Source organism: Brevibacillus sp. HD3.3A (assembly GCF_013284375.2).
Taxonomy (GTDB): domain Bacteria; phylum Bacillota; class Bacilli; order Brevibacillales; family Brevibacillaceae; genus Brevibacillus; species Brevibacillus parabrevis.
Map to the genome: position 1 here is coordinate 3,037,104 of NZ_CP085874.1, position 12,681 is coordinate 3,049,784.

Here is a 12,681-nt window from a genome sequence, read left to right on the forward strand (position 1 = left end):
GGAGTGAACATCCGATGCAACGCCACATGTGCAAAGGCAAAATCCACAGGGCGACAGTGACGCAAGCCGAGCTTGACTACGTCGGCAGCATTACGATTGATTTAACCCTGATGAAAGCGGCTGACATCAAGCCTTACGAAATTGTGCAAATCACCAGCTTGCGGAACGCGACGCGCTGGAAAACATACGCCCTGCCAGCAGCGGAAGGAAGCGGCAAAATCTGTTTGAACGGCCCGCCTGCCCATCTGTTTTCCCCCGGCGACATCGTCATCATTTTAAGCATGGGCATGTTCGAGGAGAGCGAATGCGACCAGCTGGTGCCGAAGGTCGTGTTTGTGGATGAACAAAATCGCATTACGAAAGTCGAAGAGCACCATCTCATTACGAATGGAGAGACATTGCCATAAAAGCGCCAAACGTAGGAAAATGGGGCAAGCACCAGCACATGGTTCAGGATGAGTTCCTGCGTGAGCATTTGCCCAGAACCCGGCTGTTTTCTCCCGAAGCGTTATGGGAGTACGCAGCGGACTACAAGCGTGTCATGCTGAAGCCGTCCGGGGGAGGCGGCGGGGCCGGGATTATCCAGCTGACCGATTTGGGAGACGACCGTTATTTGATTCATAGCGGCAAGCACCGCCGGACAGTCGAAGGCAAGGAAAAGGCTGTCCAATATGCGAAATCATTGTTTCGCCCGAAAACGTATCTGCTTCAACCGCGCATTCCGCTTGGGCGCATCAACGGAAAGCCGTTTGATGTCCGCGTGATGATCCAGCGCAAAGGGAAACACTCTCCCTGGGTGATTACCGGATGGGTAGCCAAACTCGCCGGGCCGGGCTTCGTCGTGACGAACGTCGCCCGCAGCCGCGGAAAAGTGCTGCCGCTTCGCACGGCGATCAAGCAGTCGAACATTGCAGCGAATCCGAATCTGCTTGGAGAAATTCGGCAAGTGTCCATGGCGGTAGCCAAACGGTTGGGAACGGCGTACCCGACGTTGCGGGAGATCGGCCTGGACATGGGGATCGACATTCACGGCAAGCCGTGGATCATCGAAGCGAATTTTCGCCCGTCGCTATCTTTGTTCCAGCAGCTTCAGGATCAGACTTTTTACAGGCGTATTTTGGCGATGCGGAAGCGTTGAGTGCGTGGAGCGCGTTGAAAAGCAAAGAGAACCGCTTGCTGCGACGGCCGAAAAAGCCTGAGGGCAAGTGGTTCTTTTTTTCAAAAAGGCTTTCATGTGGATTCTGGGTAACAAGTATTTGTCGTTCGATGAGAAAGATTTCTGCTGTATAACGGATCAGATGAGAAAAGGGGGGATAAATCGTCCATCAACATCGGTGAATCCGTATTCCCGGGCAAGATCACCAACTTGCAGGAGCAGTCCGTTTTTAAGCTTCACTTCGCCATCCCCTGCCAGGGCAGACACAGCGCGCCCAATATAATGCGGCGACTCCGTATGTTTAAGAGCTTCCACTTCCTTCCAATGATTTTCGTCTGTATTGAAATTTCTTAATACCAGTTCTGTTCTCATCCAACCAGGGGAGACCGCTACCGCCGTTATTTTCGTGTTTTTGAGATCATGAGCGAGTCCGAACACGGAGCGGTTAATCGTATTCTTGGCAAGGTCGTAATAGAAAGTTCCTAAATACTTATCCTGATCCCGGAAAGTGGTATGTACGATCAACCCAGAATCAGCTTCCAGCATAAGCGGGATCGCATAATGGTTTGTCGCTATTTGTGCACGTACTCCGCTTTGAAACATAGCATCCCACATGTTCAGCGGATATTCCCAGAACGGTTTCGGTTGTAAATTCACGTCCAAGTCATGCAGTCCCCAGACGTTATTCACAAGTATATCGAGACGTCCTTGTTCCTGGCGGATTCTCTCGATCAAAGCTTGCGTATCCTCATCACGGGTATGATCGCAACGACATGCGTATGCCTCGCCACCATTTTTCAGAATCTCCTCGACCGTTTCATCAATACTGCCTGGAAAACCGTTTGTAGTAGTCCCTCGCAAACTTCTTCCGGACACATAAACGACTGCTCCGGCTTTCCCGAGTTCAATGGCGATCCCTCGTCCTGCCCCTCGACTTCCTCCGGTTACGAGAGCGATTTTCCCAGCGAGTCTCTTCAAGTTCATCTACTCCTTTGCAGTTATTTATTTCATCATACACGTAGTAATATGACATCTAGTGTCATGTTGAGAATGAGCGATTATCATTTTTGAAATTGATGGAACAGACACGTTTAAAAGTTCGATATCTTGAGCAGCCAGAAAATGCCGATAGTCGAGTGTCAGAGCCTTCCATAAAAGAAAACTCGCAATCCATTTGCTATTGCGAAAAATGGGGAAAGGCTGGCGCAGAGCACAAAAAGTTGATAGAATGCCTCTCATTATGAAGGGAGGTAGTATGTTCGACAATGACATCACTGTCTAAAAAAGAATGGATGCTCATCAGCTTCATGTTATTTTCCATGTTTTTTGGAGCAGGCAATTTGATTTTCCCGCCATACCTTGGGCAGGAGGCTGGCTCGCTCGTCTGGTCTTCCTTGCTGGGCTTTGTCCTGTCGGCTGTCGGTCTGCCGATTCTCGGGGTAGTTGCCGTTGCCAAAGCAGGCAGCTTCTACCAATTGGCGAGCCGGGTCCATCCGATTTTTGCTCTTATTTTTCCGTTTCTGATTTACGTCTCGATCGGGCCGGCTCTCGCCATTCCGCGCGCGGGAAGTCTCGCTTTCGAGATGGGGATGGCGCCTTTTTTGCCAGAATCGCTGGTTGCCTCTAAAATCAGCTTGCTCGTGTACACGGTCGTGTTTTTTCTGATCGTGTTCTGGTTTAGTCTGTCGCCTTCCAAGCTGGTCGATCGGTTCGGGAAGCTGCTGACGCCTGCCTTGCTGGCGCTCATCGCGCTGATTTACATCAAAAGCTTGGTTACTCCGCTCGGACAGACAGGTGCGCCGACTGGCAAATACGGAGCAAATCCGATTGCCCAAGGCTTTCTCGACGGCTACTTGACGATGGATGCGCTTGCCGCCCTCATTTTCGGGATTGTCATTGCCAATACGCTGCGGGCGAAAGGGATGACAGACGAGAAAAAATTGTCTGCAAGCATGATTCAGGCAGGGCTTGGAGCTGGATTTTTGCTGACAGTGATTTACGTCGTTCTGGGCATCATGGGCGCGTCTGCCGCTTCTTTAGGAAAAGCGGAAAATGGCGCCCAACTGCTCGCGAACATGATGGACCACCTGTTTGGGGCAAGCGGAACGCTGATCCTCGGGGTGATTTTTACGGTCGCCTGTCTGTGCGTATCGATTGGGCTCGTCACTTCTTGCAGTCAGTATTTCCACGGCCTGTTCGGCGGTTTGCCGTACAAGGGATGGGTGACGGTTTTATGCGTCTTGAGCATGCTGGTTGCGAACTTGGGCCTGACACAAATTTTGCAAGTATCCGTGCCTGTCTTAGGTGCGATTTACCCGATTGCGATCATGCTCATTTTGCTTGCTCTGGTCGAGCGGTTCATCCCGGCTACCTCTTTCGTTTATATGACAACGGTTGGCGTCGTTGCCGTGTTTGGGCTGGCAGATTTGGCGAATGCCCTGCTTGTCGCCCACCAATGGGACCAGGTGCTCGCGGCCTTGCCTTTTTACAACGTCGGCGCTGGCTGGGTCATGCCTGCCTTGATCGCGGTTGCAGTCGGCATGCTGCTCGACATGTGGAAAAGAGCTTTGCTATTGCGGCAAAAACACTCTTCCCAAACGGAATAACTACAACGAAAAAAGGGCTTCGCGCTTGCGAGGCTCTTTCCTTTTTGAAGACACATGCGTGAAAGATGATGCGATTTCGTGACTTTATCGCCTGTTTTTTCGTAGTAAAAGAGTAGGAGAAAGAAGGAGGCTATTATGCGCTTTGACACTATCATGACGATCACTGTCGTGCTTGTGCTGACGTCCTGTTATTGCTATTTGTGGAAATGGCTACGGTCCAAAACGTCCGGTTGATCCGGGCGTTTTTTCTTTTGGCACAGGCAACTGGCTCACCGGGCAAGGAAACAGGATAAAAGTGGTACGAATGGGGCAAAATTTCTCTAACTCATTTTACAGTAGGCGAGACTCAGGAAAAAGTGAGGCGGCTTCGTTGAAAAGGGGGTGGGGAGCCTGAGCGAAAACGCGCGAAAGTGGTGGAGATCGCACAAACAGAAGACGCAGCAGCAGACAGCGCCTTCCCATACGCCTTTGCAAAAGCAGCTGGCTGACAACGAGCAGCGGCTGAGAGACTTGTATGCCAACTGCTCCGATGTGGTGTTTCGCTCGTTTCGCATCGGCGGCACGATCCGGGCGCTTGCGATCTACATCGACGGCTTGACGAATCAGGAGGAGCTGGAGCGCAGCGTGTTGTCTGTCCTGATGCAGACGAAGCTGCCGAAGGATTCCCCGCTGACAAAGCTGTTGGACAATCTGGTGCCCGTAACCAAATCGCGGGAAATGAGCACCGTAGAACAATGCCTGGAAGCGATTGCAAACGGCAACCCGGTTCTGTTGATCGACCAGCAGGAGAGAGCGATTGCCTTTGGCTTGGCCAGATGGGAAAAAAGGCAGATCGAAGAGCCGGTCGCCGAAGGGGTCGTCCGGGGGCCGCGCGAAGGGTTTACGGAATCGCTCCACGTCAATACGGCGCTGCTCAGACGGCAGATCAAGACGCCCGCTTTGAAAATGGAGCAAATGCAAATCGGCGGCTACACACAAACCCAGGTTGTCCTCGCTTATATGGAAGGCATCGTGGACGAGGACTTGGTGGCAGAGGTCAGGGCGAGACTAGGCCGGATCGAAATCGACGGTGTGCTGGAGAGCGGCTACATCGAGGAACTGATTGAAGATCATCCTGCATCGCCGTTCCCGCAAATTTTGACCACCGAGCGTCCGGATGTCACTTGCGGGAATTTGCTGGAAGGGCGCATCGCCATTTTGGTAGACGGCACGCCGTTTGTGCTGATCGCACCGACTACGCTGTTTTCCTTGCTGCAATCCAGCGAGGATTATTACCAGCGCTCGCTCGCGAGTACGACGATCCGCTGGCTGCGCTATTTGTTCACCGCGATTTCCTTCTTGCTGCCGTCCCTTTATGTCGCCCTGATTACGTTTCATCACGAGATGGTGCCGACCTCGCTGTTGATCAGCATGGCAGCTTCCCGGGAAGCAGTGCCTTTTCCGGCTTTGGTCGAGGCGCTGTTGATGGAAATTACGTTCGAAGCGCTGCGCGAAGCAGGGGTCAGACTGCCCAAGCAGGTCGGGGCCGCTGTCAGCATCGTCGGGGCGCTCGTCATCGGTCAGGCAGCCGTACAAGCGGGGCTGGTTTGTCATCGTGGTCGCCATCACAGGGATTGCTTCCTTTATGATTCCGCACTATATCGCGGGCATCGCCATTCGCCTGCTGCGCTTTCCGATGATGTTTCTCGCCGGATCGCTCGGCTTGTTGGGAATCATGCTCGGCATTATTGTGACCGTCATCCACCTGAGCACGATTCGCTCGCTGGGCGTGCCGTACTTGACACCAGTCGGACCGATCAAGGTCGCGGAATGGAAGGACACGCTCGTCCGCGCGCCGTGGTGGATGATGAACACGCGCCCTCACTTGACGGGAGATTATCAAAAAATCAGGCAAGGAGCGAATCAGAAGCCAGGGCCGAAAAAAGGGGGAGATCCAGCTTGAAATGGGGGCTGGTCGCCGGAATGAGCGCTCTCGTCTGCATCCTGTTTGCCATCGAGTGGCCGCGTCTGTCGCGCTTGCCGAGGCGAGACAAAATGACCTTCATCGCCTTGGTTTTCATCGGCTGGGTGCTGTCCATGTTCGATTTGCCGAATTTGCCGGGACCCACCACGATGATCAATGAAATTTTCGAGCCGCTGGGTCACTACTTGGAATAAAAAAGGGTGGGGTGCTTGCTAGAACAGGGAAAAATCTCTTCCGCGCAGATGGGAAAAATGATTTTCCTGGCTGTCATTGCTTCGGCTGTTACAGCTGTGCCGAGTTATAGCGGAAAATACGCGCAAAATGATTTGTGGCTGTCGCCTGCCTGGGCGTCCTTGACCGGCTTTTTAACGGTGTATGCCGCCATAGCCTTGAACAAACTGTACCCGCAAAAATCCGTCGTCGAATACAGTACCGACATTATCGGTACGATTCCTGGAAAGCTGTTCGGGCTGCTCATCCTGTTTTTTTACATCCACATGACAGGATTGATCGCCAGAGGGTACGCCGAGTTTATCATCGGCAATTTTTTGCCGCAGACACCGATCAGCATCGTCATTATCACGATGATCGCCGTCTGCGCCTACGCTGTGAAAGCAGGAGTAGAATCGATCGGCAGGACGGCGCAGCTCTTTTTCTTTTTCTTTATGTTTCCGCTCATTCTCATGCCTTTTTTGCTCCGGGACATGAAGCCCGATTTTCTGTTTCCCATGCTGGAACATGGCTTGCTCCCTTCGCTGAAAGGCGCACTGATCCCGCAAGGCTACTTCAGCGAGGCGTTTCTGATGAGCTTTTTTCTGCCCTTCGTGACCGATCGGGGCAAAGGCATGCGCTCGGGGATGCTGACGATTTTGGGAATTGCGCTGATGCTGACCTGTATCAATCTGTTTATTTTGCTGGTGTTCGGGACGCAGGCTGCGGATTACTTGTATCCGGTCATGGTTGCCTTTCGCTACATCAGCATTGCGGACTTCTTTGAAAATCTCGACTCTGTGGTCATGACCGTCTGGATTCTCGGGATGTTCGTCAAAATATCAATATTTTACTACGCTACTGTGCTGGGAACGAGTCAATGGCTCGGGCTTGCCGATTATCGCCCGATTGTGCTCCCGATCGGTATCCTCATCGCTGCCCTCAGCTTCTGGTCCATCCCCAACCTCAATCAGGCAAGTCGCTTCGATGTAATCTCGTTTCCGTTTTACGGGCCGCTCATGCAGACGATCTGTCCGCTGCTTTTGCTCGGTTTGGCCCTGCTGCGCAAAAAAGGCAAACAGCAAAGCCAAGCGCAAATGACCATGGCACCTGAACAAGCCCATACCCATACCGAAAAGCAAGAAGGATGAGAAACTATGCTTGAAACGGGAAAAATTTCAGCCTTGCAGATGGGGATGATTATCTATCCCGTGCTCGTGTCTACCGCGATGCTTGGAGGACCTAACGTCATGGCTCAAGCGGCCCGGAACGATTTGTGGCTCACGCCGTTTTGGTCATCGCTCATCGGCTTTCTCAGCGTGTTTATCGCGATCCAGCTGCATAAGCGGTTTCCCGGCATGACGATTATCGAGCAAGGAAAAGCAATCGCTGGAACGGTGCCATCTGCGATCATGGGCCTTTTGTACCTGCTCGTCTTGTTGCAGGTAAGCGGCGTCATCGTGCGCGAGTATGCGGATTTCATCGCGATTTTTTTGAAGGAAACGCCGCTCGGCTGGTACAGCGAAGTGTTTTTGATTTCGTACTTGTTGCCGGTGCTCGCCAATCGCCCGCAGGGAACAAAAGCTGCGGTGTGGACTGTGGCAGGAGCGATGATTACCATGACTATCGTCAATTTGGTCACGCTGTTTTTGATGGGGGATGCTTTGCCGAATATTTTGTTTCCGATCATGGATACCGCCAGATATGTGAGTATTGCCGATTTTTTTGAGAACATGGAATCGGCTGTCATGGCGATCTGGGTGATCGGCGCCTTTATCAAAGTGTCGATGTTTTACTACGCGACGGTACTGGGAACAGCCCAATGCCTGAATCTCACCTGTTACCAGCCGCTTATTTGGCCGATCGGTTTTTTGATCGTGCTGTTCAGCTTTTGGGGAATCCCCAGCTTCGCGGAGCTGGGGGCGATCACCCTGATTGCGATTCCCGCCATCCTCGCGTGGTCTTTCTGCTTCTGGCCGGGCTGCCTGCTGCTTTATGCAATCGTGCGTGGAAAGCGCAGCAAAGCGAAGGAGGTTCCGTCAGGATGAGAGGAGTCGTTCTGGTTTTGCTGGTTTCCTGTGCGCTGCTTGGCGGATGCTGGGATCGGACGGAAGTCAACGACCTCGCAATCATTACCGCTGCTGCTGTGGACAAGGCGGGAAAAGACGAAATCGACCTGAGCATCCAAGTGTTTATTCCAAAAGAAGTGGGAGGAGGCGGGCTGGGAGTGCCGACGGGCAGCTCGACCAGGGAGCTGACCACGGTTCTGAGCGGAAAAGGAATCAATATTGCCGACGCGATGTCCAAAGTGCAGGCGAAGCTCTCTCGCAAAGTGTTCTGGGGGCACTGCAAAATTTATTTGTTCGGCGAAGAGATCGCCCGGGAAGGGATAGCCGATCATATTGATTTTCTCGTGCGTCATCCTGAACCACGCAATCGTGCCTATTTGTACATATCAAAAGGAAAAGCAGTCGAGACACTCGGAATCGAAAGCGTCCTGGAGCGCTCTACAGCAGAAGCGTTGCGCGAATACGCGAGCCTGCATATCGGCATGCCTGTAACCTTGATCGACTTTCGCAACATGCTCAAAAGCGAGGCGCAAGCAGTAGCCATTCCCTATATACAGGAAGGGAACAAATTGAAAGACAAGGAGCAAATCCAGAAAAACACGCCGCTGCTCGGAACCGCCATTTTTAAACAGGACAAGCTGGCAGGAGTCTTGACATCGAAAGCTACGAGGGGGCTGCTCTGGCTGCGCAATGAAATCACCCGGGCATCCATCAGCGTAGACCTGCCAGAGGGACAAGGGCTTGTCTCTGTCGTACCGATTCGGGCGACGACCAAGCTGATTCCGCGCATTGCGAATGGAAAGTGGTCGATTTTGGTCAAAATTGATACGGAAGGCGACATCGTGGAAAACGCGACGAAGCTGAACATGATGGAGCCGAGCAGCATCGCGCTCGTGCAGAAATCGGTCAACGACGAAATCAAGTCGCGCATCAGGCTTGCTCTCTTTCATTTGCAAAAGGAGTTTGACGCGGACGCGGGCAATTTTGCCGCTGTTTTTCACCGGAAGTATCCGCAGGAGTGGGAGCAAGCGAAACCGATGTGGGACGTGCTCTACCCGCAAATTGATGTGAACATACAGGTTCAGGCCGCTGTCCGCCGACCCGGACTGATTTCCCGACCTGCTGGCTCAACCGATGAGCATGGAAAAGCGGAAAAGTAGCAAACGAGCATGTACCACGCAACGTACCAAATCTCGCAGGAGGTGGATGAAGTGGGTGGGAGGTGGCTGGATTTTCTCATAGGCTCCTTTGTTGGCACGCTGGTCGCAGGCATCTTGTTTACGCTTCTTGGAATTGTCACGTTTCGCCCGCTGGTACAGTGGTTGCTCGGCCGCTTTATGAAAAGGTTGATGTCGGATCGCTACCCGGAAAATATTTTTGAAATGGTATCGGCCTTGACCAAAGTCAGCCCGCGCTACGTCCTGGAAAACAGCCTGCGGGCGACGACAGGGCAAGCGATTGAGCGGCCTTTTGGCAGTCCGCGCAAGTTTCTCAACTTTGATGGCTTGATTTTTTCTCCGGCCCAGCTGGCGGTGCTGCCGGCTGATGAAGATGCCGAGGTCGACATGAAGCTGACGATTGGCCCAAAGGCAAAAAGACCGCTAACATTGGATATCCCCTTGATGCCCGGAGCAATGGGATTTGGCATCGGGATCAGCGAAAGTGTAAAGATTGCCATGGCAAAAGGAGCGGCGGCAGCGGGATCGTTGAGCAATACGGGAGAAGGGCCGCTTTTGCCGGAGGAGCGCAAATACGCCAAGCACCTCATCATTCAGTACAACTCGGGAAAATGGTCCAAGGAACCGGAAATATTGCGGCAGGCGGATGCGATTGAGATTCATTTCGGACAAGGAGCGACCGCAGCCGCAGCCAGCTTCATTCCTTGCGAGTACATCACGGGCAAAGCCAGCCAATTGATGGGCGTCGAGGGAGAAGAAATGGTCGTCATCCCGTCCCGGCAGCCTGAAGTCAACAGCCCGGAAGACTTGCGCAAGCTGGTCGACAAGCTGCGCACGATGACAGACGGGATTCCGATTGGCGTGAAAATATGCGCAAGCGCTGTCCTGGAGCAAGACTTGGAAATCTCCATCCAGGCTGGGGTTGATTTTATCAGTATTGATGGTGGGCAGGCAGGGACAAAGGGCGGCCCGCCGATTTTGGAGGACGACTTCGGTTTGCCGACGATTTACGCGCTTAGCCGGGCGATTCACTATTTGAAAGAGCGCGGGGTCAAAGACCAGATTACACTGCTCTCGGGCGGCGGCTATACGACTCCGGGCGAGTGTCTGAAGGCAATCGCGCTGGGGGCAGACGGCATTTTCATGGGAACGGCGATGCTCTGGGCGATGACGCATGATCAGGTGACAAAGGCGATTCCCTGGGAGCCGCCGACTGAGCTGACGAACTATCCGGGGAAGCTCAAGGACAAATTCGACCCGGAGCAGGCTGCCAAGTATTTGACGAATTTTTTGCTTGCTTTTGTGGATGAAATGGAAATCGCGCTGCTTGCCATGGGGAAAACCTCTTTAAAAGAAGTGACGTCAGACGATCTCGTAGCCCTGGATGAGCTGACGAGCAAAGTGACGAAAGTACCGCTTGCCTTCCAGACGTCTGCGGAAACGGCGGAAAGCGGCATATAGGCAAGAGCAAACGGAATTGGGGAGGGGTTCGCATGAGTCAGGGAATCATTCCGATCAAGGAACAACGACAGCATAAAGGCTGGATGATGACGCAGACGTGGGAGCATTTGCTGTTCGCTCACTGGGCTGTCTCGCCCGACCAGGTGCGCAGCCTGATTCCGGCGGGCCTCGAACTGGATACATACGGTGGGCATGCCTGGATTAGCGTCATTCCTTTTCTGCTGACCGGAGTGCGGCTCCGTCGCCTGTTCCCTGTTCCGTACGTCACTTCCTTCCCCGAAATCAATGTGCGAACGTATGTGAAAGCAGGCGAGAAAGCGGGCGTCTACTTTTTGTCTCTGGACACATCCCATCTGCTTGTGACAAAAATCGCCAAATACTGGTATCGGCTGCCTTATTATCCTGCGCGGATGGACTTTCGCGCCGAGCAAAATCAGATCGATTTTCAGTCCCGGCGCCTATCCGCTCGCGGCGCTTCGCCGGTGTTCCACGGCAGCTACTGGCCTGTGTCGGAGCCAATACTAGCACGGTCGGGAACGCTGGAGCACTGGCTGACGGAACGCTACACGCTCTATTGTCAGTGCAAGCGCACGAACCAACTGCACTACGCCGACGTGTATCATGAGCCGTGGCTGTTACAGACAGCCGCAGCGCGCTTTCGCGAAAACTCGATGCCGATGCCGTTCTCGCTGGACGTAAAGGAGCAGCCCGATTTGATGCTGTATGCCCGCGGGGTTCAAAGCTTTGTTTGGCCGCTGCAGAAGCTGATCTCTTCTACGCAAGGAGAAAACAGCCGATGAAGAAGCGGCTTGCCCTCGTTCTTTGGCTATGCTGTGCCTGTCTTGGCGGCTGCTGGGACCGCGTCGAAATCAATGATGTGGCGCTCGTGACAGCAGTCGCAATGGACTTCGTATCGGATCGCGCTGTGGAGCTGTCTGTGCAAGTATTCGTTCCGCGCTCACTCAGCGGCGGGGATGGAGGAGCAAACGAAGCGATGACGCTGATCCGTTCTGCGGAAGGCGTCAATATTGCCGACGCGATGTCCAAAGTGCAGCTAAAAATACCGCGAAAGGTGTTCTGGGGCCACTGCAAGGTGTACATTTACGGACAAGAGCTGGCCAGGCACGGCTTGGAAGAGTATATCGACTATTACGCCCGCCACCCGGAACCGCGCAACCGGGCTTTTATGTATGTAAGCAAAGGAAAAGCAAGCGAGCTGCTGAAGATTATGCCGCCGCTCGAACGCTATTCGGCGGAAGTCGTGCGCAAGCTGTCCGAACTGGAGGTCGGGCTTGAAGTCACGCTGCTCGATTTGCAGAAAATGTTTGCAAGTCCGACGAATGCGGCCGCCTTGCCGATGATTGACATGATGAAGCCGCCGAAAAAAGAGCGTCCGCAAGCGACCAATCCGTATTTGTTTGGCACAGCCGTGTTCAAAAACGGCAAAATGATCGGCGCTTTGTCCGACCGGACGACGCGAGGGGTGCTATGGCTCAGAGACGAGGTATCGAGCACGACAGTCACGATCAAGATCAAAGACGAGCGAGGCTTCGTGTCACTAAACCCGATTCGGGAAAAGACCAAATTGACACCGCTGATTGAAAACGGGAAATGGAAGATGCTCGTCGATATTGAAACAGAGGGAGACATTGTGCAAAATGGCACAAAGCTGACCTTGAACACTCCGGAGCAAATTGCCCGGGCAGAGGAAGGGATGCGCGAAGACATCCAGACGAGAATCAGGCTGGCCCTCTCCCAGGTACAAAAAGAGTTCAAGGCAGACATTGTCAATTTCGGCCGGGAGTTTCACCGGAAATACCCGAAGGAGTTTGCAGCCGTGCGCGAAAACTGGGACCAAGTATTTTCCGAGCTGGAAGTGGAAACAAAGATCAAGGCTTTCATCCGGCGGCCCGGTCTGATTTCCGTCCCTGGCGGCTTGCCTGAGGCAGAAGTACAAACAAACTAAGATAGGACATGTGCTAAAAGACCGATGTCACGCCACGACGTCGGTTTTTTTGTGTGCGCGAAGGCCAAAAGC

11 protein-coding genes and 1 pseudogene are annotated in these 12,681 nt (G+C 53.3%); 11 read left to right on the forward strand and 1 reads right to left on the reverse strand.

Annotated elements, in window-relative coordinates:
* Positions 1-14 precede the first annotated feature (14 nt).
* Together panD and HP435_RS14590 are read left to right on the forward strand one after the other, a co-directional pair.
* Positions 15-407: an aspartate 1-decarboxylase gene (gene panD / locus HP435_RS14585; protein ID WP_122966861.1), complete on the forward strand. Its 393-nt coding sequence runs from the start codon at positions 15-17 to the stop codon at positions 405-407.
* Positions 404-1,138 (forward strand): YheC/YheD family protein, encoded by a 735-nt coding sequence (locus tag HP435_RS14590; RefSeq protein ID WP_255679260.1) that lies wholly within the window; start codon positions 404-406, stop codon positions 1,136-1,138. The genes panD and HP435_RS14590 overlap by 4 nt, the downstream gene beginning before the upstream one ends.
* 156 nt (positions 1,139-1,294) lie before the next feature.
* On the opposite strand, the gene HP435_RS14595 is transcribed toward HP435_RS14590, so the two are convergent.
* A complete protein-coding gene (locus HP435_RS14595; RefSeq protein WP_229049922.1) occupies positions 1,295-2,140 on the reverse strand; it encodes an SDR family NAD(P)-dependent oxidoreductase in 846 nt (281 codons plus the stop codon).
* 281 nt (positions 2,141-2,421) lie between these two features.
* Between HP435_RS14595 and brnQ the strand changes: the two genes are divergently transcribed.
* The 9 genes and pseudogenes from brnQ to HP435_RS14640 all read left to right on the forward strand — a co-directional run bounded on the left by brnQ (position 2,422) and on the right by HP435_RS14640 (position 12,609).
* Complete coding sequence (gene brnQ / locus HP435_RS14600) at positions 2,422-3,762, forward strand: branched-chain amino acid transport system II carrier protein (protein WP_173597381.1); 1,341 nt, start codon at positions 2,422-2,424, stop codon at positions 3,760-3,762.
* A gap of 390 nt (positions 3,763-4,152) precedes the next feature.
* Positions 4,153-5,704: pseudogene (locus tag HP435_RS14605) on the forward strand (spore germination protein).
* Positions 5,701-5,919, forward strand: coding sequence for a hypothetical protein (locus HP435_RS14610; RefSeq protein WP_122966857.1), 219 nt, complete (start codon positions 5,701-5,703; stop codon positions 5,917-5,919). Before HP435_RS14605 ends, HP435_RS14610 begins: the two are co-directional and overlap by 4 nt.
* A gap of 6 nt (positions 5,920-5,925) precedes the next feature.
* Positions 5,926-7,086 carry a GerAB/ArcD/ProY family transporter gene (locus HP435_RS14615; RefSeq protein ID WP_122966856.1) on the forward strand — a complete coding sequence of 387 codons (1,161 nt, stop codon included), beginning with the start codon at positions 5,926-5,928 and terminating at the stop codon, positions 7,084-7,086.
* Between the two features lie 6 nt (positions 7,087-7,092).
* Positions 7,093-7,983 (forward strand): GerAB/ArcD/ProY family transporter, encoded by an 891-nt coding sequence (locus tag HP435_RS14620; RefSeq protein ID WP_173599326.1) that lies wholly within the window; start codon positions 7,093-7,095, stop codon positions 7,981-7,983.
* A complete protein-coding gene (locus HP435_RS14625; protein WP_173599327.1) occupies positions 7,980-9,164 on the forward strand; it encodes a Ger(x)C family spore germination protein in 1,185 nt (394 codons plus the stop codon). Before HP435_RS14620 ends, HP435_RS14625 begins: the two co-directional genes overlap by 4 nt.
* Positions 9,165-9,215: 51 nt before the next feature.
* Positions 9,216-10,643, forward strand: coding sequence for an FMN-binding glutamate synthase family protein (locus tag HP435_RS14630; protein ID WP_173599328.1), 1,428 nt, complete (start codon positions 9,216-9,218; stop codon positions 10,641-10,643).
* 32 nt (positions 10,644-10,675) lie between these two features.
* Entirely contained in the window at positions 10,676-11,443 is a 768-nt protein-coding gene (locus HP435_RS14635; RefSeq protein ID WP_173599329.1) for a YqjF family protein, read from the forward strand.
* Positions 11,440-12,609, forward strand: coding sequence for a Ger(x)C family spore germination protein (locus tag HP435_RS14640; RefSeq protein WP_173599330.1), 1,170 nt, complete (start codon positions 11,440-11,442; stop codon positions 12,607-12,609). The genes HP435_RS14635 and HP435_RS14640 overlap by 4 nt, the downstream gene beginning before the upstream one ends.
* Positions 12,610-12,681: the final 72 nt, after the last annotated feature.